Here is a 22,398-nt window from a genome sequence, read left to right on the forward strand (position 1 = left end):
GGTGGGGGCGGACGGCGGGTGGGGGCGGACGGCGGGTGGGGGCAGGGCCGGGGCTGGGCAGGACGGAGCTGGATCGGGGGCCGGGACCTGCGATCGTGCGGAAGCAGATGCAGGCGGGTGCAGGCGGGTGGAGGGCAGCGGACACGGGGGTGCACATGTGTTCACCGTCAGGGTAAACGCTTGTGCACCCCTTCGGTGTCCGACTGGGGTGGGCGGGGGAAGGGGGGCCGATGCGCCGCGTTAGCCTCGAAGGCGCAGAGCCCCGACAGCGGGACTCGGCAACGGGCCCGACAGCGGGACCGGACGACGAGAAGGTGGCGGCAGTGGCAACGATGGCGAACGTTCCGGCGGCGGCGGTGGCGGCGACCGGACTGGTTGGTGGTTACGGGGTCGCCCGGTGGACCGGGAAGCGCCCGTTGGGCGGGGTCGCGCTCGCGGCGGCGGGCACCGCGGCCGCGTACCAGTGGCAGCGACAGGCCGGACCCCGCGCGGCCGTCGGGCTGACCGTCGCCTATGTCGCCGCGTTCGCCGGATCGCACCCGCTGGCCAAGAAGGTCGGCGCCTGGCCGGCCGTCTTCGCGGTGGCGGGCGGCGTGGCAGCCGCGTCCTGGGCGGTCACCCGCCGCGCCGCCTGAACACGGGCCGGGGGCCGGGGCCGGGGCCCGGGGTCAGGGGTCAGGGGTCAGGGGTAGTCGTCCGCGTCACCGCGTGGCGGCCGAGCCGGGCCGGTGACCGTACGGAGTCCGGGCCGAACGGAGTCCATGGAGCGCACGGAGTCCGGAAGCCGAACGGAATCCGGAGACCGGGCGGAGTCCGGCGGCCGAGCGGAACCCGGGCCGGGCGGAACCCGGAGGCCGGGCGGTACGGGAGTGGTACGCCCCCGGGGAGGAGTGCGAACCCCGGGGGCCGGGCGGTACGGAAGAGCCGGTGGCCGAGCGCTACGAACCCCACGGGCGAGCGGTACGGGCCCCGGGGAGCCGGGGCCGTTACCCGCCCAGCGCCCGCGACACCGTGTAGATCACCAGCCCGGCCAGCGCGCCCACCACCGTGCCGTTGATCCGGATGAACTGGAGATCGCGGCCGATGTGCGCCTCGATCTTCTTCGACGTGTGCTCGGCGTCCCAGCCCGCGACCGTGTCGCTGATCAGCGAGGTGATCTCGGCGCGGTACGTCGTGACGACGTACACCGCCGCGTCCTCCAGCCAGCCCTCCAGCTTCGCCCGCAGCCGCTCGTCCTTCGCCAGCCGCGTACCCAGCGACATCAGCGACGCGCGTGCCCGCAGTCGCAGTTCGCTCTGCTCGTCCTCGGCAGCCGCGATGACCATCGCGCGCACGGACGACCAGGCCGACGCGATGACGTCCTGGACCTCGCCGCGCCCCAGGATCTCCGACTTCAGCCGTTCCACCCTGGCCCGGGTGTCCGAGTCGGTCTGGAGGTCGGCCGCGAAGTCCCGCAGGAAGGTGTCGATCGCACCGCGCGCCGGATGGCCCGGCATGTCGCGCATCTCCGTAATGAAGCGCAGCAGTTCCTTGTAGACGCGGTCGCCGATCCGCTTGTCTACGAAGCGCGGTGTCCAGCCGGGGGCACCGCCCTGCACCGCGTCCATCACGGAGTCGCCGTGCTCCACCAGCCAGTCGTGGGCACGTACGCACACCAGGTCCACGACCTTGCGGTGACCGCCGTCCTCGACGACCTTCTCCAGCATCTTCCCCACGCCGGGCCCGACCTCCACCGAGCCCGCCCGCCGGGTGATCGCCTCCCCGACCACGGCCTGGACGTCCGCGTCCCGCAGCACGGTGAGCGCACCGCGCAGGGCGGTCGCCAGCTCAGCGGTGACCCGGTCCGCGTGGGCCGGCTCCGCCAGCCACGAGCCCAGCCTGGCCCCGATACCGAGCGCGTGAATCCTGTCCCGGACGACGTCCCCGGAGAGGAAGTTCTCCCCCACGAACGAGCCGAGCGAAGCACCCAGCTGGTCCTTCTTGGTGGGGATGATGGCTGTGTGCGGGATGGGCAGCCCGAGCGGGCGCCGGAAGAGCGCCGTGACGGCGAACCAGTCGGCCAGCGCGCCCACCATGCCCGCCTCGGCCGCCGCCGCGACATAGCCCGGCCAGCCACCCACGCCCGAGTTCTTCGCCCAGGTGGCAAGGGTGTACACGACCGCGACGAACAGGAGGAGACCGGTGGCGGTGATCTTCATCCGCCGCACGCCACGGCGCTTCTCCTCGTCGGCCTCGGTGAACGCGAAGGAGGCGAGCGGGGACTCCCGGGGCTTCGCCGGTTTCCCGAACGCGTCCGGTCTCCCCGACGCCCCCGGTTCCCCCGGTCCGTCGGGATTCCTCGGCGCCCCTGATCCGCCCGGCGTCCCTGGTCCGTCCGGTCTCCCCGGCTCCTCCGGTTTCCCGGCTCCGTTCCGTGCCATTCGTATCCGCTCCGCCCGTCTGCGTACACATCGCCCCGCGACCGTACGCATTGTCCCTGCCCGATCTACTCCCGGGCAGCGCGTCGAGTTCCCGCGCTCCGTCGCGTCATGCGCCCGGGGCCGATCACACGGACGGTCCGGGGCCGATCACACGGACGGTCCGGGGCCGATCACACGGACGGTCCGGCGCGGGCGACGCCGTCACGGCCGGGGGGGTCGGCCGGGCCCTAACGGTCCGTATTGGAGCCCGGCTCCGTACCGGAATCCGACTTCCCCAGCTCTCCCCGTGCCCGTTCCCGTTCCCGTTCCCGCAGCTCCCGCTGTTCCCGCTCCTCCTGCTGGTCCCTCTCCCGCTCCCGCAGCTCCCGCAGCCGTCGCTTCTCGGCCTTCGACTGCTTGCGCTCGACCCCGACCCCGCCCATCAGCGCGAATCCGGTGATCCGCACCCTCGGCGCGTCCGGGGCCGGATCGCCCTCGCCCGACGCGGAGTCACCGAATCCGCCCATCAGGCCGAAACCGCTGACCTCGACGTTCAGCTGGGGCGGCACCGTCACATGGATGCCACCCATGATCGTGACGCACCGGACGACGATCTCGCGGTCCTCGAACCGGGCGTCCCGGAGGTCGATCTCCCCGCCGCCCCACATCGCGAACGCGGTGAACTTCCTGGCCACCGTCCACTTGCCCTTGCGGCCGAACCCGCCCCAGAACGCCACGGCACCCGTCGAGGTGGCGGGCCCGCCGATCCGGTCCGCCCAGCCCGTACCCGTACCGGTCGACGCGGGCGAGGAACCGCCACTCAGCGTCACCGGAGCGGCGCCCGGAGCCGGAAGGTCACGCACCAGTGGTACCAACTCCCCGTGCGTACGCGCCTTGTAGGCGGCATCGAGGCGCTGCTCGAACTCCTCCATCTCCAGCCGTCCTTCGGCCACCGCCTCGCGCAGCGTCTCGGCGATCCGTTCGCGTTCGGCGTCGGAGGCACGCATGTCCGGAAGTTCGTTCGTCATGCGGTGAAGCCTATTGAAAGCCGACGCCCCGTCCTATCTCCCGCCCACCGGAGGCCGACCGACAGCCCGAGGCCGATCACAACCCGGCGCCGGAGGCCGACTCGTACATCCTCGCGATCACGGCCTCGATGTCCGGCTCCCGGACCGACAGATCGACCAGCGGATAGTCCGCCGCGATCCGTGCCACCAGCGGCGCCGCCGAATCCGCAGCCGGGAAGGCCAGCCACTGCCTGGGTCCCTCCACCTTCACCGTACGGACCGAGGGCGCCGACTCCAGGCGGATCGGCGGGAGTTCGCGTTCCAGGTCGACCACCAGGGTGCGTTCGCTCTCGCCCAATTCGTGCAGCCCGGCCAGCGCGCCGTCGTACATCAGACGCCCGTGATCGATGACCATCACCCGCTTGCAGAGCTGCTCGATGTCGGTCAGATCGTGCGTGGTGAGCAGCACGGTCGTCGAGTGTTCCGCGTTCAGGTCCCGCAGGAACTCACGCACCTTGGCCTTGGAGATCACATCGAGTCCGATGGTCGGCTCGTCGAGGTACAGCACCTCGGGATCGTGCAGCAGCGCCGCCGCGATGTCACCGCGCATCCGCTGGCCGAGCGAGAGTTGGCGTACGGGCACGTCCAACAGCTCGCTCAGGTCGAGGAGTTCGACACACCGGTCAAGGTTCTCCCGGAACCGGCGGTCCGGCACCCGGTACATCCGGTGCACCAGTCGGTACGAATCGCGCAGCGGCAGGTCCCACCACAGAGTCGTCCGTTGTCCGCAGCAGTATTGCAAAGGATGTGATCAATGTTACAATAAGTAACAGGAGATCACGCAGTGCAATCACAACCGAACATCATTGAGCGCGTCCAACGGGGCGACTTGACCGGCCTTCACATCGCCGGATTGGTTCGGCTCTCCTTCGAAACCCACCCTGACCGTGAAACGTCCGGTCCTCCGATGACCGGTGGGGACATCAACAACCGCGACGAACAAGAGGCGTTCTGTCGCAGGTACGTCGAGTCGCGCGGCGGAACGTACGTCGGCACCTATGACGAGCCCGACACCTCGGCGTGGAAGAAGAAGCGCATCAAGCAGGAGGACGGGAGCTACATCTACCGCGTCATCCGTCCCGTATTTGAAGGGATGCTCAGTGACCTCAAGAAGGGGTCTACTGAGTCGGCGCACTTCACCCCGGCCGATGGGTTCGACAAGACCACGGCTGTTGACGGCTCGGTCGTCTACGACATCGACCGCCTCACCCGCGACCACCGTCACCTTGAAGACGCGATCGAGGTAGTGCAGTACTACCACCGTCCCATCCTCGACATCCGAGGTTCGCTCGACCTACTGACCGACAACGGTCGGTCTGCGGCGCGCTACGTCTTGAACGCCCGCGCCAGCTCCTCAACCGACACGTCGCGCCGGTTGAGGGATAGCCATCTTTCACGCGCCATGCGGGGCATCCCCGTAGGCGGCAACCGCGCGTTCGGATGGGCGGAAGACAAGCGCACCATCGTTCCGCGCGAAGCTTGGCAGATCCGAGCAGCGGCAAGGTTGCTGCTGGCCGGCGTGAAGGCGACCACCATCATCCGGAAGTGGAACAAAGCTGGAAAGCTCACCACTAAGGGCAACCCGTGGCGTCGTAGGACGTTCGTCCTCATGATGACGTCACCCCGCCTGGTCGGGTATCGGGTCTATGGCCCGATGGATCAGCCGCACCACACGCGCTACCTCACCGACGACCAAGGAAACCCGGTCAAGGGTCAGTACGAGGCCATCTTGGACGAGCACACCTGGCACTCCGTCGTCGCCATTCTCGCTGGCCCCGATCGTCCCGAAGGTCACGCCAACCTCGGCAAGTTGGTGTACATGCTCAGCCGCATCATGCGGTGTGGAAACTGCGGTATCAAAATCTCAGGGGGTTCCAAGGGTGGAGGAAAATTCGACTACGCCTGTAGGGCCAATGACGGTGGGTGCGGGAAGTCAAGCGGGGCGGGGCTCGCCATTGATGCCATCGTCACAAAGCTCATCCTCGCTCGCTTGGAGGAGCAGCACGTAGAGGTCAAGTCCCAACCGTGGCCCAAGACCGAAGAGCTCGCCACACTCAACGTCAAAAAGGCGAACTTGTTGGCGCAGTTCAAAGAAAACCCGGACATGGGTTCTCACATTTGGCCGGAGGTACGGAAGAAGGAAGCGGCTATTGCTGTACTCGTCAAGGAGCGAGCAGCCTACGCCAAGAAGAACGCAAAGCCGAAGTCGTCCAACATGGTCGAGATGTGGCCTGATCTAGAAGTCGAACAAAAGAACGCCATCGCGGCAGAAATGTTCGAAACAATCATCCTGCATCCTGCCAGCAAGGGAAGCAATAGGTTTAACCCTGAGCGTCTACAGGTGGTGTGGCGCCAAGAATAGCGGCAATACGTTCAAGTTGAGTGGGTCGAAGTTCAGGGGCATTTCGCAACTGAGCTTCGACCCATTTTTGTTCCGCAACCTCGGATGCCGAGTGCGGTTTCGCTTTTGCCGCCGCCTTGAGTTGTCGTACTTCCATAAATCGTTTCTCCGCTTACATTTCCCATTGTACTCCATCATCTATTCTCTGCGTTCGTTTCGGTGTTGTAGTTCGGACAAACTCTATGGAATCATTCTTATGGGTAATGCATAATAAGTGTAGGGCCAAAAACAATCAGGCCCGGACCTACCCAACCAGTGGAGCAGAAATGGCAATCGTGAGCCAGAAGGTCTCTGACCTTTCCGGTAAGCAGGGCGACGACAAGCAGTTTGCTTCGGTCGTCGTTCGGCAACACCCGGACATCGACCAGCCGAAGGCGCTGGACGTGCTCGTGCCGGAACTCAAGCAGTTCAACGACATCAGCGCGGACCTGGTGATCCTGGAGGTCACCATGCCCAACGGCGCCAAGCAGGACGTGTACGTACCCCTGGAGGAGTTCAACAAGGCTGCGCCCAACATGGGCGAAGTTCTCAAGAACGCTCGGGGCACGCGCGGTCGCGTTCCTGGTACTCGTGTCGGCAACGGCAACGGGTAGCCCCTAACTCCGCCTCCCGCCACCGCTCCCGGCGGTTGAGGCGGAAATCCCGCTCCGATGACTTGAAGGTCGTCGGAGCGGGATCTTTCATTTCCACCTAAAAACAACAGCATTGCACCAAAGTCCATTAATTGTTATAAATAAGTACATGGAAAAATGGAAAAGAAGCGAGCCGACGACAGTGCACAAAGTCGGATGGCGAGAAGTAGTCACTAAGACCTACTTGATGCCAAACGGCCAAAGAGCCGCCTTCGATACCTTCGGGCCGGAGGGACAACAGTTCGTTGCCGTGATCGGGCTGACACTCTCGAAAAAGGTGATCATAGCTCGACAGTTCCGCGTAGGCCCCGAAAAAGTCATGGACGAACTTCCCGGCGGATTCGTCGATGAAGGGGAGGGGCTAGAAATAGCCGCCCGTAGAGAGTTCCAAGAAGAGACAGGCTACGCGGCAGGCGCAATGACATACCTCGGTGGCTACAACAAAGACACCTACATGAACGGCATATGGCATGTCTACCTCGCCACTGACTGCACATCTAACGGTGAGCAAGAGCTTGAGGACGAGGAGCACATAGAGATCGTTCTCATCACCATTAAGGAGCTGATCTCTAACGCCAAGTCAAATAACATGACGGACGCCATAGCCGTCCTGAAGGCGTACGACCATCTTCAAGAACTCGACCAGTAATCTTCTCACCACCCATCCATGCGGCTCACAAGAGCCGCTTTTTCTATCAGTGCCAAGGCGCAGAGCGCGCGTCCATAGCAAGCAAGCGCCCATGACTATATCGATACCGCAGTCACCCTTAAAACAACCACACCCAGTCGACGCCGGCGGGCGGGTGCAAAAGCGGAGCTACCAAGCCGATCTCGCGAAACGCTTATCAGGTCATAACCTACTGCTCTCGGCAAGAGGGTTGCAAACTGGCAAGTATGTGACATAGCTAGCACACTATAATTCGGCAGCTTCGCCATGGTGGACTCGGCCTGTCAACGCGGTAAAGATCATTCCATAGGCTCAAACACTCTGGACATCGGCTGTAGCCCGTGGTCTAGCTACTTCCTACCCCTGTGTACTGGTTATGAGGGTCGCAAAACATAGATTGTGCGACACAAAATCGATTCTGAGTGCTCTACCGCTCCAGCTCCACGTCGAAGAACTTCATCACCGACGTGGCAAGCATGAGGCCATAAATGGCATTGATCCGCGAGTACTGCGTACGCGAGACCCCGTGCGCGCTGGCATGCCTGGCGAACATGCGCGGAACTGGGTCGCCTTTGTCCGTCCAGTACTCCGCGTACGCGTACCAGACAGGCGCAAAGGTCAAGGCCACGCGCACGTCATGGTCGTTGAGATCGAACTTGGCCTTGCTCTTCTTGTTGGACGTCAGCTTGACCCTGTCGCTCTTCTCGAAGTGAGAGTGCATCAGGCTGTCGAGCAAGTTGGCAGCCAGGGCCTGGGCGGGGTTAGTGTGCCCCGCTCTCAGGGCAGCGACGCAGTCGAGGGCGAAGTCTCGCACTTCCAGTAGATTTGGGTGGTCTACGCTCTTGGCGGCGGTCTCGCAGTCGTTGACGATCCCTCGCCACCGACGTCCGATGATGCGGCGTCGCTCTACAGCGTCCTGCGCGTCTAGGAGAGCGCGCACCACCTTCGGCCCCGGCACCCACATGAGAGGGATGCCCTCTTCGAGAAGCAGTTCTTTTAGCTCCTTGAGGCGCGGCTCAGCGTCGCGCAAGTTCTCCGGATAAATCCGATCCTTCAGCGAACCGATCGATATGAAGAGGTTTCGCCACTGCTGTTGCAGGTGTTCGCTAGCGAACACCTCTCGGATTGGGGTGATTACACGAGAGAACTCCACGATCGACGGCGTCATCGCCTGCACGAAGCGATGTGTGGGCATGACAATTTCTGTCAGCCGCTTCATCAGCTCAGCATTCTGCGCCCAGATGAGGTTGGTCATCGGCGGCATCACGTTGATCAAGCCAGAGAGATAAGTTTCCTCCGGCTCAAGGCCCTCGTCGGGCTCGTTTGGCTCCTGGGTCACGGCACCATAGTTCCATGGCATCCAGGCTATGGACTAGTGGTTACTCCCGTTTGTACTGCTTGCCGTAGTGCTTCACGACGTACTCTTCGAGCGCGTCCTCGATGATCTTCCACGGTCGACGCCCCTCGATGTACGCGACGTCCCGGACGATCTGCGTGTGTCGCGTCGGGTACATGGCGAGTCCTCGACTGATGGGCTGTTCGTCGGTGTCGACTGGCGTCAGGTAGATCGGTCGCTCCGAGGCAGGCTCCTGGTCGCTCACTGCGGGGCGAACTGGCTCAGCGGGTTCTACCCGCTGCGGCACGGCGGGTGGTTCCGCTGGACTCGCCGTCGAGGCCGGCGCGGATTTGGGTGCCTCGGGATCGACCTGCGGGATGGCAACACGAGGTGCCGTCGTCTTCCGCTCTGTCATCTGCTTCTTGAAATCTCTAGCCATTAGTCAGTATCTCCGCGACCCGCTTATACCCTTGCGCGGCGTGACTCTGCGGGTCATAGATCACTACCGGCTGGTTCAGTTGCTCGGCTTCATCCACTGCGGTGGATTCCACGATGAGCTGAGGGATCACGAGGTCTTTGTACGCCTCCCCTATCCCGTCGAAGACAGCCGAGGACGCGAGCGTGCGCTTAAAGCGCGTGACCAAGATGCCCCGGAGCCGTAGCGAAGGGTTGTAGCTCCCCACTGCTCGCTCATACGCCTCGATGGTGCGAGCCAAGCCGTCTTGGCTGTACGCACTCGCTGCGGCTGGGATCACCAGCTCGTCAGCCGCCGCCAGGGCGTTGATAGTCATGTAGTTCAACGACGGTGGGGTGTCGAGGATGATGAAGTCGTAGTCATCTTCCAGCTCTGCGAGCAGTCCCTTAAGCGCCGCGATCGGATCAGGTGCCGTCGGATCAGTCCGTTGCAGCGCCATACCCGTTTCAGTACGCGACAAGTCCGGGTGCCCGGCTATCAGATGAAGGCCGTCAACCAGCGTCTTCACCACAGCCGAGGGCGTCTCGATCTCAGGACTCACGAACAAGTTGTTCAGCGTGACGGGTAGATCGGCGGGATCAATCCCCAGTCCTTTTGTGGCGTTGGCCTGTTCGTCCAAGTCCACCAACAGGGTTCGATGACCAGCAAGCGCCATCGCAGCAGCGATGTTCTTAGCGGTTGTCGTCTTCCCTACGCCACCTTTATGGATGGCTATTGCGATTTTCTTTGCCATTATTCATTTGTTCTCCACTTTCAAGATAACACGAGCACTCATCCCCTCACAATAGCTATCACCCTTTCCCGCGCGCATTCTCTAGTGAGCTATAGAACTCTATAGTTCTATAGCTCACTCTTTCTATAACGCGTGAGCTATTGAATTAACGCGCGCATTCAATTACAATAGAAAGCGTAAGAGAAAGCATGAAAGATGAAGCACAGTCACACGATCACTCACGACATGATTGGGACGCACGCCAGAGCCTTCGTAACAGGGGTGCTCGGCCTCGATCCAAAGCAGCACCAGCTAACCAGTCAGCCGACATGGATACGGCTCGCTGAACGGCTCTTAGGAGCTCCCAGACAAGCCGAGCCGGCCAGCACGCTAGGTCGGCGTTATCAAACCAAAGCAGAACGATAGGAGGACGGCGTGAACCAACCGACACTACTCAAAGACCACATGCCTACAAGTAGGGAAGTGGAGAAAACCGTAAAACCACTTGTGGTTAAGTACACAACGCATCTCCCCGCCGACATGGTGAAGCAAATCAAGCTTCGGGCTGTGGAACGGGAAGTGAAGGACTACCAGCTCGTAACGCAAGCCGTACGAGAGTTCCTGAGTAGGCAGGAGCTTGCCGCTTGATCTTCTCGGGAGGAAGTGCATAATGGGTAATATATGAGCGAAGATCAATTTACCAAAATTTTCAACCACATGCAAAGCGAGTTCGGCAAAGTACATGCGCGCTTAGACGACATGGCCACCAAGCAGCAGTTTGAATACCTCATCGAAATGGTGGACGGAATCGCCAAAGTGGTCGAGGACGACCAAACAGAAAGAGCAGCCCTTACCCAACAGGTCGGCCGCGTTGAAGACGACGTGCGAGCACTCCAGAAGCATCTAGGTCTCGCGCAGTCATAAAGCCGCAAATCCGTCAGCCATTTTCTAGGGTGGCTTTTGTTTTGTTTGCAAATTCAAGTAATTCCAATTATACTTATGGCAAGCTAGCGTCTAGCATTCAGTGCCAAAGAATTTATGCGCTAGCCTATCGGTTTTGGGGGTATTTTTCTATCCGTTCTTATTTCGCGCAAAAATAGACTTGCATGTTTTGTTGCAATTGTTTACTATTGAATTAGCACTGAAGTTAGACGCATTCGGAGCCCTCGAAAGAGGGCTCTTGTCTTTTCTAAGAACCCTTGCCACCACACAGGTACGCCGAGCCGTTCAAACCAACAGTTAGTACCCCCGTAATGGGGACGGTTTTGTGTTGCCCAAAATCGGGGGTGAGGAGAAACAGCATGGCTGAAAGCATCAAAGCAACATTAACGCGCCGAGAGTTCTATAGAAATAAGGCAAGCGAAAGCGCCTCCGTTACTTCTATAGAAGGACAGGAGATTCCACAGGAAGTAGACGACCTGATCGACAACAAGATGTACCGCAACAAGTTCAAGTCGCTCATTCGCAAGGGACACTTGCAAGACTTGATCGACCTGGCAGAAGTTGCCAAGGATAAGGACACGCCGAGCCGTTGGTTCGCCAAGTCCACCAGGACGACCCCTGTACCAGGGAGCGAGGGCAAGCCAACCCACTGGGAGCGCTCGTTGAAGTTCCTGGCCAAGCTGCGCAAGGTACGTCGTGTCGTGCAGCAGATCGGCGGCCGTCTCAAGGTGCCAGCGAACAGCGTGAACGCTGTCTTCAAGGCTGCGTGGAAACACCAGGACGCCGCCGTACGTCTGTCAGTCGAGGCGGCCGAGAGAGGGAAGACCGACTCGTTCAAGTACTTCTGCCGGATCGCGTTGAATCCCAAGACCACCGCTGCATAGCGCTGAGACCTCATGAGAGCGCGTGTGCGCGCGTCCAGCGTTGAAGACAGGTTCAGTCCCGTCTGACCCGCGCGCCCACCTTACAGAGCCTCTGAGACCGTCGTTCGCGCAGAAGACGGCCGAGTCCACCGACAGCCCCTCGTCGCGTAGATCGCGACCACCCAGGCCGCGCCGGCCACGGCCCTAGGTTGGGGTTGTTCAACGCGTACCGCGGTCCCCCTGATACGTCTCGTTCTACCGAGACTTCCTAGTGCTGATGATGGTTGCGTTCTTGCCGCAGTCGGCGCAGGCGGATGAACGCGACAGTCCCTCCGCCGCCTGGCGGCAAGTGAGCACCCGCGACTATCAGGCCCCGCAGGTCGCGGTAGAACGAGCCCACTCAGGCGACGCCGGCGGGAGCCTCCAGGTCGCCTCCACTCAGGGATGTGCCTGGCGGGGGTGGTCACGAGCGGTCGGCAGACTGTTATTCCTTGCTTGGTGAACGCCATGCGCTCGATGTCTCGTGGCCGAACAACTGCTTGTAGACCTCTCCCTCATGTTCCTGATTCAGGAGAAGGATTGAACGCGTCTGCAAGGTGGACTTCATGGCAGTACTGAGCATTAACGAATCTCGGTAGATCGTAAGGATCGCTTCGTTGGAGTCGTCGCGCGCAATCCTGTTGATCGAGACCTTGTGGCAACTAGCGCAGACGTGAATGAGCATCAGCTCACCTTGTTTGCCGTAACCCTCGTTCTTGAAAGTGAGACCAATCGGTTCCATACCTGCATGACAGGTCGCCTGGCGGTCACCCTTCGATTGGTCGACGTGCTTCGACCATAGGCAGTGATCGCAGTGGTTCCGGTTTGCCGTGCCTATGAACGGATTGATGACAACCCAGCGCTTGCAGTGAGAGCAACGGAATCCGCCAGCTCTATCCTCTTGTCGCCTTTGCAGCGACTTGTTTTCTTCATTTCCGTAGCGTTTATCATGGTGATGGTGTTTCACAAAATAGATCCTTAATCACAAAAACCAGCCGCTTGGCTGGTCGCTGGATAGCTAGATGCTATTTTGAAAAGATGTGAAGTAAAGTGACGTTAGAGGACCAGCCAAGAATACCCTTCTTCAAGGGCGACTGACACAATGATCATTTGTCGTCGATTACTTACCATACGTAGCTATTATCTCAAAATATCGCGCATTCGTCAATGGGGGAAATCACTTTGGGAAAGCACCAACCTTGACGTAGTTGGCGTGAGAGCTTATAGCTCAACGATCACGACCCGCGCGACTACTCTTCGAGCGAACTATCCTTCAGGTCGGCGCTGACGACAGTAGTTCCTTTCACCAGTGACCCGCAGACAATGCCGCCGCTGGTGACTTTAGCTGACTCGTAGATCCTGGCGTACTCCTTGACGATTGCCGTACCGGAGATCTGTGCCCGTTCGAACACCGCAGCGTTTCCCGAAACCGTGGCTTGGCCAAGGACTTCAGCTCTGCCGTAGATCCAAGACTTTCCAGAAACTTTCGCGTTCCCGTGAATCTCTGCGTAGTTCCAGGCCCTTGCGGCTCCGAAGACCTCTGCACAGCCCCACACTATGGCGTGGTCATATACGGCGGCGTCCTCATAAACGAGGGCGTTTCCGTGCACCTGAGCGTGTCCATAGACGATCGCGCTGTCGTACACCTTTGCGTCTTCTGACACGACGGCGAAACCCTCGACCACGGCTCGATCGGTGACGATCGCTCGGTCTTTGACCACCGCGTTGTCGCTGACGTAAGCACCACCAGTCACTTGAGCCGTTCCAAGCACCTTGGCCCGTCCGCTGACGCGAGCACCAGTAGTAACGCGTGCTTCGTCTGCGACGAAAGCTGTTTCGGCCACCCATCCGCCTCCGTTGCGATGACGGCGATAGCGAATACCGCTGATGTCACGCATCTCATTTTCCACGTTTTCGCCTTTCAGGTCGGATATTCTGCGGCGCAAGATTGCGCCGCAGAAGACCGACTTCAAAAACGAAAATGGGGCGGTACTGAGGTGACGGCTCAGAGCGGCGAGATCTGTCAGCTTGAAGCGGGCCTTCACCCTCGCGCCGGCCCTGCTGTCTTGGAGCACACGATCTAGAGCTAGGTGGTTGCTATCAAATATGCGCTGATGGTCGTCGCAATCATAGCCGCTAGGACGAAGTCGCTTTGAGTCTGGCGACTCTTCGCGCGGACTCGGCGCACTTGCACGCGTCTGCGGAGTGCTGGTTCCCGAGGTCCCCACGCAAGCATTTCGATCAGGGGTTGTTTACGTTCTCGGCGAGCCACGGTTCGTTTTCCTTGGAGAAGCCATTACTAGCGCTTGTCCGATATGTTTCGTATCTATTCTATTATAAACCTTCCACCTCTGTTGATCAACAACTTCTACCTCTGTTGGCGATGTAGAAAAAACATCACCATCAAAGCTGTATGAGCTGAGGTATTAATTCGGCAAACAGGAACACTCGCACCATCTCCTGTTGTTCTGCCGGTAGCCCACGGATGATACGTCCAATCTCCGCCTTACGAGCTTCGTGTCTGACGACGAAAACAACGAAAGGGAAGTCGTTGGCCTCGCTGGACTCAGCCGCTCGCCAATATCCTTGGATTTTTTCTCGGATGCGTATGGGCGCCTCGGTGCTCAGGTCGATCTCAAGAAAGTACGCCCCGCTGCGTTGTTGCTGCGGGAAGTCGACTGCCACGAACAAGTCGGCGCGAACTGAGGGAGGGACTGGGAGTTCTATCTCCCAGCGCGTGAGGTTGAGAACGCCCGCTTTCTCTGCCCGTCGAAGTTCGAGGTAGGTGTCAGCAATCATCAGGGCATGATTGTTGACGTTGGGCGACAAGCGCCCCTCGACGCCAAGTAGTGTCCGGCCGTACCGGCCAAGTTGATACGTATAAGCCCCTGAGCCGCCTTGTAGCCCTGTTGCGCGCCTTCCAACCCGTGACAGGTAGCGAAGACGCGTCAAACGTCCTAGAACCACGTCAGGGACGCTATGTGATCTATCGAAGAAGACCAGCTCTTTCAAATGCGTTGACGATAGTTGGGTGAAAGTGTGAACAAGTGACAGGATGGTGAGGTCTCGGGTAGTAAGTTCCATTATGTGTGCTCCGTGGATAGTCATGCGCTGATAGGTGGGGGCGTACCCCCTGGTCAGGGGGTACGCAGGTACAGGGATGCACCTAGGGCTGACCTGGGCTGATCCTGGGGGGCATCCCTGTACCGGGAACGACTACGGATGCCAGCTCCCGCCGCCGAAACGGCGTTTGATAGAACGCTTGGCTTTCACCTTCGCGCCGCGTCGTTGCGCGATCTCTCGTTCAACGTCGGCGATCGGCCGCCCGTAGCTCTTCCGTGAGAGTTGTCGCACCCTTTCGGCAATGCCAGTGGTATCAACCGGCGGCAAGGTCAGTGCCGTTGCGGGAGGACTCACGCCCGCGCTGGTAGCCAGCCGCATAATGACCTCGAACCGACCTTGGTTCATGAAGTCTTCATCTGTGACGTTACGGCCAAACTGGCGGGCGAAGTGCTTTGCATCGTCCGCCGAGGTCTGAAAGACCACTGTTGACCGGGCGTTGGTCTGCGTGGCTTCCTGCAACTCCTTCGAGAGCTGCCCGATGTGCTGGTGAGCAACGGTCATCGCCAGGCCAAGGCTGCGGGCCTGAGCGAACATGTCGGCCGGTGCAATCGGGAGGTTCAAGAAGTCTTGAAACTCGTCGAGGTACAGCATCGTCGGGTTTCTAGGGTTGGCCGCTCCACCCTGTACGGCGCTCCACACGTAGTTCAGGATGAGGCTGCCGAGAAGTCCGGCTGTCTCCTTTCCCTCCGTAGCGCGGCCGAGATTGACAAGCAGGATCTTTTTCCCTCGGATCACCTCGTGCATGTCGATGGTGCTTTGGCTCTGGCCGATGATGTTCCGCAACGACCGCCGAGACGTGAGCTGCCACGTTCTGTCGGTGAGCGGCTTGAAGTAATTCTCTCGCTGCTGTCGTGACAGGCGTTGGATGTCCTGCCACCAACCCGCCAGCTCCTCAAGGTGTGAGACGCCAGCAATCAGATTGTTCGCGAACTCCTCTTGGTCTACTCTCGGAACGCTGAGAGCCCCGATGTCCGCGAATGTCATGGGGCGCTCGGCGTTCGTGCTCATCAAGAGGGTCAGGATCAGGTGGTAGAACCCCTGTCTTACGCGCACTCCCCGGGCATCCTGTGGGTACAGGTGGTCGAAGAGTCGTTGAATCTCCGAGGCCACGGCGTAGGGGTTACCTTGTAGCAGGTTGAAGCCGACCGGATAGGCCGTGTCAGTCACGTCCAGGAGCACGACGTCTTGAAGCCGGTGTTCTGGTACCCGTGCGAGTGCTTCGTTGAACAGGTCGCCCTTACTCTCGATCAGGACAACCCCGCGGCCGGCTCGCATGTCCTGAGCAATCAAGTTGTTCAGAAGAACCGTCTTACCTGACCCTGTCGGGCCGACGACTTGAAGGTGTTGCGCAGACTCCACCGGGGTTAAGGCGAGAGGTCGTTCGCCTCCTGGGAAGTTGGACTCTCCGATGATCCGGCCCTTCAACGCGATCACAGCCGATGCCGGAAGGTGCCGCGTCCTTGAGCGGGGGAGCCGTGAAAGGTGTGGTGCCCCGATAGGCCAAGCCACCAAGCTCCCCAGTTCGCTCGCTGAGAGCTGCGCCGGGTAGACCATTAGCGAGCTTGCCTCGGCGACTCGCTTGATGGCCCCACTTTCCAACCCGATCCGCTTACGGAACCCGTTGTGAGCCGTCCTGATACTCGCAAGCGTGGCCTTGATCGGAGCGATCAGACTTGCCGCGTGCTGCTTGTTGAAGCCCTTCGCCGCGATGCGAAGAACTCCCACGAAGTTCGGCTCACTCAGCTTGGTTCGGCGGTCGGTAATTTCGTCATGTCCAGCGTTCTGTGAACCTGACAGGATCTGTCCGACCATGCTGAAGTGGTTGCTGTGCTGTTCGCGCCCGAGGGCGGGAGGAGCCTGACGTACAGCAGGCGCCACCACCCATTGATAGAGCAGTTCTTCACCCCTGCCGAGGCTGTCCATCGCTGTGAGAACACTTGTGGAGATGGTCTCGGCGTTCTGGATGTCGAGGGTGCGGTCTGGGTGCGTGTGGCCAAGCTCCACTGCGGCCATCCACTGGTGAGCTGGTTCATCCGTCTCCGGCGTTGCCGTCATCCCAGGCACAAGTGAGCGCAGTTGGGGAACGATAAACCGCTCTTGGTGACGCGGTACTCGTATCCAATGGCTGATCTCCCGATCGTTCGCGCGCACCTCGAAGACCACGGAGGGAAGGCCCATCAGTCGACGGGGGCCACTGTGGAGGGTGCCACTTATCCGTTTGATCCACTCAGTTACCTGAGCGGCGGTCAGGTCAGCCGGAAAAGTGAGCCGATAGGTCACTCGTTCATCGGTCTGTGCTGCCATGCCCTTGAGTCCCATCAAAAAGGCGCTGTATAAGAGCGCCAGGCCAACTGACGTGATGATGGAAGTGATGAGACTCATTCCCATCCATTTTCTCACATCAGCGTGTGTATGAGGTGTGTAACTTTTACTACCACCGCGTCATGCGGTAATAGACGAATCCCAGCACCATCACGATGGCGAGCATTCCGATCATGTAGGGAATGAACGGCTCAACCACCCACCACAGCACGCGGATCGTCAGCGCGGCGAGCAGCAGGGTCAGGAGGTAGCTCCGGGCTTTTTTCATGGGGTGGTCTCTCTGTTGGGTACCGCCGACCTGAGGGTCGGGGCCGGCGTGAGGTTGGTCGGCGCGGTTCAACGACGAGGCCCCCGCCCCTCAGGTCGCGGTGAGTAGGTGTGGCACTGGCCAGCGAGTGGCTGCCTTCACTTACGGGCGACGTGCGGGGCGGGGGCTGTTGTCAGATCCAGGGCGTTGGCTACGAACGCCGCTTGCCGCGTTCCTCCTTGGCGAGTTCGTTGAGGACTTCGCGGAAGAGGTCTGTGTCGCTGGAGCGGTTGCGGACGATGGTCTCTATCTCGCGTTTGCGCTGTACACGCTTGGGTCGTTCACTCGACGTGTCGAGTCGAGAAAGCGCCCAGAGCACCAACACGATCAGGATGAAGGCGACTACCCCACCTCCGGCTGCTTGGCCGCCCTCGCTTGCTGCGTGGAACATGAAGAACGATTCCCCTTACTCAGCTCGATGGTTCTTAGCGACGTCGCGCATCTGCCGCATCGTTTCGTGCTTGCGCTGCCGCATGTTCACGTACAGCTCGGTGGCGCTGCGTTCCATCTTCTTGCGCTGTTCGTTGCGTTGGGTCGTCCGCTCCCAAATCGCGGCGATGCCGAGCAATACACCGCTGAGAGCCAAGCCGCTCAGAAAGAGCAGGATTTCGACCGTCATCAGATTCCCAGTCCGTTGCCGAAGGAACGGATGTCGCGCCCAGTTTGACGCGCGTACTCCTGCACGATCTTGTGCAGCTCCGCGCCGATGTACGGGTCACCAGCCGCCAGTTGCTGGGCCAGCCCCACCACGTCGGTGATGTCGTGCATGGCGTTCTCGGTCAAGCGGGTGCGCAGTGCAGCGGTGAACTCCTGCTTCTGCGCCTCGTACAGCAGGTTCGTCCGGTCACGGTCGGCGCGAGCCTGGAGCGCTCGCTGCTCCTTGGACGGCCGGGCCAGCCAGCCGCCGCGTCCGCGTCCCTCCTGTTGTCCGCCTCCACCAAGCATCAGTTCGCTACCCATGGTGTTGCCTCCATCTCGCTGTCGTCGCTGGATCGTTTGATCCCTGCATCAACAGTTCGCCGGCGGGAGGGGTCTGGTCACTGCAACGGCACTGCAACGACCCAGCTTGCAGTGCCGTTGCAGTAGTGCTGTCGGTGCATACTGCGACTCAGGAACGACGGCCGCGGAGGGGTGGAACGTGGGCTTCTACGAGCTGGCGGTGACTGCCATCGGTGAACTGCGCAAGCGGCAGGGGCTGACGCCTGACGCGCTTGCCAAGCAACCCTTGCTGTTGCAGCTCCTCGACACCGATGACGAGTACGAAGGTGTCGAGCGCTTAGCTGCTCTCGCCCACCGCCTTGGCGACGACCAGGACGCCAAGATGCTGCGAGCGTCGCTCGCCATCGACGTGGATCGATTGAAGAACACGACCGCCAGGCGCAGCGCCGCAAGGGTGGACGGAACGTTTTACGGCAGCGAGCGCAGCATCTTTGACGCTGAAAAACGAGCCATTGACCGCCTGGTGAAGCTGCTACTTAAGGAAGCTGAGCAGACCGATGCCCTTGACCAAGAGGCCGCCGCCGAGGAGGAAGCCGAAACCCTGGAAGACAAAACACCTTCCCCGCAGCCTGTAGAGCGTGGATTACGCAGACGGCACCGGCTTGCTCTGCTTGCTATTGCGGTCGTGAGCGCGTCGCTGGTCGTGATTCAAGCGTGGCCAGATAAGTCAGACAAGGCCGCTGACCAAAAGGGATCGTCTGCCGCATCCCCTGTCGCAATCCCCGAATCAGATCTCGACCACACTTCGAGGTGGGGGCCAGTGCGGAAGATGTACTCGGTCAAGAGTCCGGCGCCGTACGCCGCATTTAACTCCCTCAAAGACGCCTACGGCTTTGGCGACGAGCGGGGATTTTTACTGTGCCATGACAAGAGAGAAAAGCAGGTAGATCAGCGACGATGGAGTAACCGCATCGCAGCCGAAGACGGCCACTACTACGACTGCTCGGCCTGGTTTTCTAACTCCGTGGCACCAAACCTGGACAAGGGTAACCCAGCCGCCCAGCTCCACGATGCACGCATGGAAATTCTCGTCCCAGAGAACCTACCCGTTTACAACCCGGGCTTGGTGGCACAGTTCACAGCGGATAACGCGCCGGACGTATGGGCCTCCTGTAACTTCTTGGCCGAGAAGCCACTAACCATCTATTACCTACCGGGGTCGACCTTCCTCACTACTCGGGACACCAAGAAAGCACATGGCGGCAAGGGACTGCGCATGGCTGACGGTGCGGCCCACTCTTCTCCGGGTGGTATCGCTGAAGCTGGCGGTGCCTTAATCGGCGAGAACAAACAAGATGGAATCGTGAGACAGGCGAGCGGGTGGGTACAGTTTACGATCCTCATTGAGTTTTCCAACAAATTCGGTTAGGGCACCTTTGGGTTGAAGCCGCTTATTCTTGCATTAATTTTCAATTCCTTCATAATACGCCTCGGCTAGATGCCGCGAGGATCTATGAAGGGGACTACCTGATGTTCCGCAGGCAACGCAACCGCAAAACCCAGGTCGAAGAATCCACAAACGCCATCGTTCTTGACGACGACCTCATGGACGATCTGACTACGGACCTACGCGCCATCGCAGCCCGCTACCGCCAGAACGGCCAACCTGGCCACGCCAGCGTGGTTGATCGAATCGTCAACGAGATCGATCCCACCACCAACAACTGACGCAACCCAACCGCGCCAGTCATCACAACCCCGCACCGCAACGAAGAACACCCCGTGTCCGTTGTGGACGCGGGGTGTTCTTCGTTTTGTGGTGCGGGCCAGAAATCACCTAAAGGCTTTCCCGCAAGCCGACCAGGACGCGTTCGATCAGAGCTGTTTCAACGAGCTCGACCAACGCATCGTCGAGGAGGGGAAACGTTCCAGGCACCCGTGTTGGAAGTAGCGGGGAAGACGATGCCGGACATGCCGACGTGGAAAGCCCCAACTCAGCCCAAACGATCTTGCCGCCCGCCGGCGAGCGATAGGTGCCCCACCTTCTACTCGACATCTCCACGAGCAGAAGACCGCGCCCACCCTCCGCATTCTCCGAAGCGTCTTGTTTTTCGGGGACTCCATCGCTCCCGTCCCATACCTCGACGTACAGTCGGGTGCCTGCGAGGCGCAGTTGCACGCCGATGACATGGTGAGCCCTTATGTCTTCCCATCCATGCGCCACACCGGCGAGACCTGTTTCCTTCACGGCGTTGGTCACCAACTCAGAGACCACTAGTTCCGCACTTTCGGTCTGGTCGGTAAGCTGCCAGTTCTTCAACGTCTGGCGGATGAACGCCCGCGATAACCCGACTGCCGTCGGCAACGCAACGAGTTGAATGTGCGAGAGGTGCACTGTGGTCGGGGCCATCACGATTTCGCCACCTCATGTACTTCGACTGTTGGGAATGCGCAGCGCACAACGTACTCGTACAGGTGGTCTTGCAAAATCCGGGAGTCACCGAAGTGTGCGATGGACGGCACCAACACCGCCTTGTCGCCGGTCATCTGAAGTTCTTGGACTAATTCGAGCAAAACCGCAATACTGCCTTCGTCTGTCTCCTGGTAGATGACGGATAGATCGCACCCCTCTGCCTGCGCCCAGCGGAACATTTGGAGCTCGTTTTCCATGATCTGCTCATCAGGCATGGAGTCGTACGCCCGCATGTACCCCAATATGGTCTGCTTCATTTCGCCTCCTGTGACGGGGCGTCGACGCCTGCCGCTCAAGCCACGGACGCACCCTGAATGACGAAGCGTGAACACCGCTGTTCGCCACGTCACAGAGTGAAGCACTGCGGAACTCGTCGTGCAAGACTTCGTTTGTGGGCAAGCTAATCGAGTTATTCGAACCCACATTCAGCATTGCGAAGCGAGCCATTGGCTGCTTTCATTCCGAGCGTGCAACATCCCCGATCTGCAAGAGGTGAGCCCATGACAGAACCGTCAATTGGATCAACGGTGCCGCGTCGACAGCTCGGCCGTCACCTGCGTGAGCTGCGGAATCGCTCGCGCCTGACAGTCAGAGCGGCGGCCCGTGAGCTTGAGTGGTCGGAAGCGAAGCTCTGGCGTATCGAGACGGGCCAGGTGTCGCTACGTAGCCACGACGTGGAAACTATGTGCAAGGTGTACGGAGCGCCGGTAGACCTGGCTGACGCCCTCAAGGGGTTGGCCAAGGAGACCAAGGCTCGCGGGTGGTGGCACGCCTACGGCGACGTCATCCCCAGGGACTTCGACATCTTCATCGGGTTGGAAGGTGCTGCGGCGAGCTTGCATCAGTACATCAACGACCTTGTGCCCGGACTCGTCCAGACGGAGGACTATGCACGTGCGTTGATACAGGAGGACAACCCCGACGTAGAGCGCGACGAGATCGAACGGCGAGTGCATGTCCGGCTGGCCCGGCAGGAGTTGCTGACCAGGGTGACCAACCCACCTACCTTGGAGCTGGCCATCAGCGAGGCCGTACTGCGTCAGCCGGTCGGTGGGCCCGAGGTAATGGGGCGGCAACTCAACCGCCTGGCTGAGACGATGGAGCTACCCAACGTGTCGCTACGGGTTGTTCCGTTCACGGCAGGCTTACACCACGGACTCATGTCCGGCCCGTTCACGATGCTTCGCTTCCCTCTGAACGCTGACGGATCACCGACAGAGCCGCCCACCGTCTACATGGACGGCTTCGTCGGAGACTTGTACCTCGACAAGCCGCATGAGGTCGAGCGGTACGACCAGGCGTTCACATCGATCTGGAGCGCTGCTCTGGATGGCAAGGACACCCTGAGTATCCTTCGACAAGCAGCAAAGGAGTTTTCGCAGTGATGAGTTCGGAACTGACGGGCGTGGTGTGGCGCAAGTCCAGCCGCTCCCAGAACAACGGCCAGTGCGTCGAGGTCGCCTTCCTCGACGATGGCCACGTTGCCATGCGCGACAGCAAGGACAAGGGCAACGGCCCCGCTCTCCTCTTCACGGCAGGTGAGTGGGACGCCTTCGCAACTGGCATGAGTGACGGCGAGTTCCAGCGGTCGTAGCTCGCCAGCTTGATCGTCAGCATCAAGAGCGCCCGACCAGGACGATAGGTCGGGCGCTCTTCGCTGTCCTCCTTGCAGGGTAGATGAGGCTTGCCTTAGCTGGCCCT

26 protein-coding genes and 1 pseudogene are annotated in these 22,398 nt (G+C 60.5%); 11 read left to right on the forward strand and 16 right to left on the reverse strand.

What is annotated here, in order from left to right; translation table 11 throughout:
- Positions 1-332: 332 nt before the first annotated feature.
- The gene (locus tag PZB75_RS09625) at positions 333-635 is read left to right on the forward strand and encodes a hypothetical protein (RefSeq protein WP_275538651.1); all 303 of its coding nucleotides are present in this window, start codon (positions 333-335) and stop codon (positions 633-635) included.
- A 351-nt stretch (positions 636-986) separates the two neighbouring features.
- Here the strand turns inward: PZB75_RS09625 and PZB75_RS09630 are convergent, their stop codons facing one another.
- The 3 genes and pseudogenes from PZB75_RS09630 to PZB75_RS09640 form a co-directional block, all read right to left on the reverse strand.
- Complete coding sequence (locus PZB75_RS09630) at positions 987-2,420, reverse strand: DUF445 family protein (protein ID WP_275534880.1); 1,434 nt, start codon at positions 2,418-2,420, stop codon at positions 987-989.
- 227 nt (positions 2,421-2,647) lie between these two features.
- Positions 2,648-3,406, reverse strand: coding sequence for a DUF1707 domain-containing protein (locus PZB75_RS09635; protein WP_275538652.1), 759 nt, complete (start codon positions 3,404-3,406; stop codon positions 2,648-2,650).
- 97 nt (positions 3,407-3,503) lie between these two features.
- Positions 3,504-4,193, reverse strand: a pseudogene (locus PZB75_RS09640) (ATP-binding cassette domain-containing protein); the annotation flags it as partial.
- Between the two features lie 57 nt (positions 4,194-4,250).
- Here PZB75_RS09640 and PZB75_RS09645 point away from each other — a divergent pair.
- From PZB75_RS09645 to PZB75_RS09655, 3 genes are all read left to right on the forward strand, one after another.
- A complete protein-coding gene (locus PZB75_RS09645; RefSeq protein ID WP_275534881.1) occupies positions 4,251-5,828 on the forward strand; it encodes a recombinase family protein in 1,578 nt (525 codons plus the stop codon).
- Between the two features lie 305 nt (positions 5,829-6,133).
- Positions 6,134-6,460: a hypothetical protein gene (locus PZB75_RS09650; RefSeq protein WP_275534882.1), complete on the forward strand. Its 327-nt coding sequence runs from the start codon at positions 6,134-6,136 to the stop codon at positions 6,458-6,460.
- Between the two features lie 148 nt (positions 6,461-6,608).
- Positions 6,609-7,148 (forward strand): NUDIX hydrolase, encoded by a 540-nt coding sequence (locus PZB75_RS09655; RefSeq protein ID WP_275534883.1) that lies wholly within the window; start codon positions 6,609-6,611, stop codon positions 7,146-7,148.
- Positions 7,149-7,593: 445 nt separating this feature from the next.
- Here the strand turns inward: PZB75_RS09655 and PZB75_RS09660 are convergent, their stop codons facing one another.
- The 3 genes from PZB75_RS09660 to PZB75_RS09670 form a co-directional block, all read right to left on the reverse strand.
- A complete protein-coding gene (locus PZB75_RS09660; protein ID WP_275534884.1) occupies positions 7,594-8,505 on the reverse strand; it encodes a hypothetical protein in 912 nt (303 codons plus the stop codon).
- Between the two features lie 40 nt (positions 8,506-8,545).
- The gene (locus PZB75_RS09665) at positions 8,546-8,680 is read right to left on the reverse strand and encodes a hypothetical protein (RefSeq protein ID WP_275534885.1); all 135 of its coding nucleotides are present in this window, start codon (positions 8,678-8,680) and stop codon (positions 8,546-8,548) included.
- Positions 8,681-8,933: 253 nt separating this feature from the next.
- The gene (locus tag PZB75_RS09670; RefSeq protein WP_275534886.1) at positions 8,934-9,710 is read right to left on the reverse strand and encodes a ParA family protein; all 777 of its coding nucleotides are present in this window, start codon (positions 9,708-9,710) and stop codon (positions 8,934-8,936) included.
- A 414-nt stretch (positions 9,711-10,124) separates the two neighbouring features.
- Here PZB75_RS09670 and PZB75_RS09675 point away from each other — a divergent pair, with 414 nt between their 5' ends.
- The 3 genes from PZB75_RS09675 (at position 10,125) to PZB75_RS09685 (ending at position 11,515) form a co-directional block, all read left to right on the forward strand.
- Positions 10,125-10,337 carry a hypothetical protein gene (locus tag PZB75_RS09675; RefSeq protein ID WP_275534887.1) on the forward strand — a complete coding sequence of 71 codons (213 nt, stop codon included), beginning with the start codon at positions 10,125-10,127 and terminating at the stop codon, positions 10,335-10,337.
- A gap of 33 nt (positions 10,338-10,370) precedes the next feature.
- Positions 10,371-10,613: a hypothetical protein gene (locus PZB75_RS09680; protein ID WP_275534888.1), complete on the forward strand. Its 243-nt coding sequence runs from the start codon at positions 10,371-10,373 to the stop codon at positions 10,611-10,613.
- Between the two features lie 377 nt (positions 10,614-10,990).
- The gene (locus tag PZB75_RS09685) at positions 10,991-11,515 is read left to right on the forward strand and encodes a hypothetical protein (RefSeq protein WP_275534889.1); all 525 of its coding nucleotides are present in this window, start codon (positions 10,991-10,993) and stop codon (positions 11,513-11,515) included.
- Positions 11,516-11,978: 463 nt separating this feature from the next.
- Here PZB75_RS09685 and PZB75_RS09690 read toward each other — a convergent pair whose 3' ends face one another.
- From PZB75_RS09690 to PZB75_RS09725, 8 genes are all read right to left on the reverse strand, one after another.
- Positions 11,979-12,500, reverse strand: coding sequence for an RNHCP domain-containing protein (locus PZB75_RS09690; RefSeq protein ID WP_275534890.1), 522 nt, complete (start codon positions 12,498-12,500; stop codon positions 11,979-11,981).
- A 283-nt stretch (positions 12,501-12,783) separates the two neighbouring features.
- Positions 12,784-13,578, reverse strand: a complete 795-nt coding sequence (locus tag PZB75_RS09695) for a hypothetical protein (RefSeq protein WP_275534891.1) — start codon at positions 13,576-13,578, stop codon at positions 12,784-12,786.
- Between the two features lie 358 nt (positions 13,579-13,936).
- Positions 13,937-14,641: a replication-relaxation family protein gene (locus tag PZB75_RS09700; RefSeq protein WP_343286223.1), complete on the reverse strand. Its 705-nt coding sequence runs from the start codon at positions 14,639-14,641 to the stop codon at positions 13,937-13,939.
- Between the two features lie 108 nt (positions 14,642-14,749).
- Positions 14,750-17,038, reverse strand: a complete 2,289-nt coding sequence (locus PZB75_RS09705) for a TraM recognition domain-containing protein (protein ID WP_275534893.1) — start codon at positions 17,036-17,038, stop codon at positions 14,750-14,752.
- A gap of 49 nt (positions 17,039-17,087) precedes the next feature.
- Positions 17,088-17,246 (reverse strand): hypothetical protein, encoded by a 159-nt coding sequence (locus PZB75_RS09710; protein WP_275534894.1) that lies wholly within the window; start codon positions 17,244-17,246, stop codon positions 17,088-17,090.
- 190 nt (positions 17,247-17,436) lie between these two features.
- Positions 17,437-17,676 carry a hypothetical protein gene (locus PZB75_RS09715; protein WP_275534895.1) on the reverse strand — a complete coding sequence of 80 codons (240 nt, stop codon included), beginning with the start codon at positions 17,674-17,676 and terminating at the stop codon, positions 17,437-17,439.
- Positions 17,677-17,691: 15 nt separating this feature from the next.
- Positions 17,692-17,904, reverse strand: a complete 213-nt coding sequence (locus PZB75_RS09720) for a hypothetical protein (protein ID WP_275534896.1) — start codon at positions 17,902-17,904, stop codon at positions 17,692-17,694.
- Positions 17,904-18,245: a hypothetical protein gene (locus PZB75_RS09725; protein WP_275534897.1), complete on the reverse strand. Its 342-nt coding sequence runs from the start codon at positions 18,243-18,245 to the stop codon at positions 17,904-17,906. The genes PZB75_RS09720 and PZB75_RS09725 overlap by 1 nt, the downstream gene beginning before the upstream one ends.
- A 178-nt stretch (positions 18,246-18,423) precedes the next feature.
- Here PZB75_RS09725 and PZB75_RS09730 point away from each other — a divergent pair, with 178 nt between their 5' ends.
- Both PZB75_RS09730 and PZB75_RS09735 read left to right on the forward strand, forming a co-directional pair.
- Complete coding sequence (locus PZB75_RS09730; protein ID WP_275534898.1) at positions 18,424-19,653, forward strand: hypothetical protein; 1,230 nt, start codon at positions 18,424-18,426, stop codon at positions 19,651-19,653.
- A 101-nt stretch (positions 19,654-19,754) separates the two neighbouring features.
- Positions 19,755-19,952, forward strand: coding sequence for a hypothetical protein (locus tag PZB75_RS09735; RefSeq protein ID WP_275534899.1), 198 nt, complete (start codon positions 19,755-19,757; stop codon positions 19,950-19,952).
- A gap of 109 nt (positions 19,953-20,061) precedes the next feature.
- Here the strand turns inward: PZB75_RS09735 and PZB75_RS09740 are convergent, their stop codons facing one another.
- Both PZB75_RS09740 and PZB75_RS09745 read right to left on the reverse strand, forming a co-directional pair.
- Positions 20,062-20,634 carry an ATP-binding protein gene (locus tag PZB75_RS09740; RefSeq protein WP_275534900.1) on the reverse strand — a complete coding sequence of 191 codons (573 nt, stop codon included), beginning with the start codon at positions 20,632-20,634 and terminating at the stop codon, positions 20,062-20,064.
- On the reverse strand, positions 20,634-20,954 hold the full coding sequence (locus PZB75_RS09745) for a hypothetical protein (RefSeq protein ID WP_275534901.1): 321 nt from the start codon (positions 20,952-20,954) through the stop codon (positions 20,634-20,636). Before PZB75_RS09745 ends, PZB75_RS09740 begins: the two co-directional genes overlap by 1 nt.
- 243 nt (positions 20,955-21,197) lie before the next feature.
- Here PZB75_RS09745 and PZB75_RS09750 point away from each other — a divergent pair, with 243 nt between their 5' ends.
- Both PZB75_RS09750 and PZB75_RS09755 read left to right on the forward strand, forming a co-directional pair.
- Positions 21,198-22,082, forward strand: coding sequence for a helix-turn-helix transcriptional regulator (locus PZB75_RS09750; protein WP_275534902.1), 885 nt, complete (start codon positions 21,198-21,200; stop codon positions 22,080-22,082).
- A complete protein-coding gene (locus PZB75_RS09755) occupies positions 22,082-22,291 on the forward strand; it encodes a DUF397 domain-containing protein (RefSeq protein ID WP_275534903.1) in 210 nt (69 codons plus the stop codon). Before PZB75_RS09750 ends, PZB75_RS09755 begins: the two co-directional genes overlap by 1 nt.
- The last annotated feature ends 107 nt before the right edge of the window (positions 22,292-22,398 follow it).

The organism is Streptomyces sp. AM 4-1-1 (assembly GCF_029167625.1).
Classification (GTDB): domain Bacteria; phylum Actinomycetota; class Actinomycetes; order Streptomycetales; family Streptomycetaceae; genus Streptomyces.

What these genes read in the sequence shown, in the direction of transcription:
- PZB75_RS09625 (WP_275538651.1), top strand. Translation starts at nt 333, where the DNA reads ATGGCGAACGTTCCGGCGGCGGCGGTGGCGGCGACCGGACTGGTTGGT.
- PZB75_RS09630 (WP_275534880.1), bottom strand. Translation starts at nt 2,420, where the DNA reads ATGGCACGGAACGGAGCCGGGAAACCGGAGGAGCCGGGGAGACCGGAC.
- PZB75_RS09635 (WP_275538652.1), bottom strand. Translation starts at nt 3,406, where the DNA reads ATGCGTGCCTCCGACGCCGAACGCGAACGGATCGCCGAGACGCTGCGC.
- PZB75_RS09650 (WP_275534882.1), top strand. Translation starts at nt 6,134, where the DNA reads ATGGCAATCGTGAGCCAGAAGGTCTCTGACCTTTCCGGTAAGCAGGGC.
- PZB75_RS09655 (WP_275534883.1), top strand. Translation starts at nt 6,609, where the DNA reads ATGGAAAAATGGAAAAGAAGCGAGCCGACGACAGTGCACAAAGTCGGA.
- PZB75_RS09665 (WP_275534885.1), bottom strand. Translation starts at nt 8,680, where the DNA reads ATGTACCCGACGCGACACACGCAGATCGTCCGGGACGTCGCGTACATC.
- PZB75_RS09670 (WP_275534886.1), bottom strand. Translation starts at nt 9,710, where the DNA reads ATGGCAAAGAAAATCGCAATAGCCATCCATAAAGGTGGCGTAGGGAAG.
- PZB75_RS09680 (WP_275534888.1), top strand. Translation starts at nt 10,371, where the DNA reads ATGAGCGAAGATCAATTTACCAAAATTTTCAACCACATGCAAAGCGAG.
- PZB75_RS09685 (WP_275534889.1), top strand. Translation starts at nt 10,991, where the DNA reads ATGGCTGAAAGCATCAAAGCAACATTAACGCGCCGAGAGTTCTATAGA.
- PZB75_RS09700 (WP_343286223.1), bottom strand. Translation starts at nt 14,641, where the DNA reads ATGACTATCCACGGAGCACACATAATGGAACTTACTACCCGAGACCTC.
- PZB75_RS09705 (WP_275534893.1), bottom strand. Translation starts at nt 17,038, where the DNA reads ATGAGTCTCATCACTTCCATCATCACGTCAGTTGGCCTGGCGCTCTTA.
- PZB75_RS09710 (WP_275534894.1), bottom strand. Translation starts at nt 17,246, where the DNA reads ATGAAAAAAGCCCGGAGCTACCTCCTGACCCTGCTGCTCGCCGCGCTG.
- PZB75_RS09715 (WP_275534895.1), bottom strand. Translation starts at nt 17,676, where the DNA reads ATGTTCCACGCAGCAAGCGAGGGCGGCCAAGCAGCCGGAGGTGGGGTA.
- PZB75_RS09720 (WP_275534896.1), bottom strand. Translation starts at nt 17,904, where the DNA reads ATGACGGTCGAAATCCTGCTCTTTCTGAGCGGCTTGGCTCTCAGCGGT.
- PZB75_RS09725 (WP_275534897.1), bottom strand. Translation starts at nt 18,245, where the DNA reads ATGGGTAGCGAACTGATGCTTGGTGGAGGCGGACAACAGGAGGGACGC.
- PZB75_RS09735 (WP_275534899.1), top strand. Translation starts at nt 19,755, where the DNA reads ATGTTCCGCAGGCAACGCAACCGCAAAACCCAGGTCGAAGAATCCACA.
- PZB75_RS09740 (WP_275534900.1), bottom strand. Translation starts at nt 20,634, where the DNA reads ATGGCCCCGACCACAGTGCACCTCTCGCACATTCAACTCGTTGCGTTG.
- PZB75_RS09745 (WP_275534901.1), bottom strand. Translation starts at nt 20,954, where the DNA reads ATGAAGCAGACCATATTGGGGTACATGCGGGCGTACGACTCCATGCCT.
- PZB75_RS09750 (WP_275534902.1), top strand. Translation starts at nt 21,198, where the DNA reads ATGACAGAACCGTCAATTGGATCAACGGTGCCGCGTCGACAGCTCGGC.
- PZB75_RS09755 (WP_275534903.1), top strand. Translation starts at nt 22,082, where the DNA reads ATGAGTTCGGAACTGACGGGCGTGGTGTGGCGCAAGTCCAGCCGCTCC.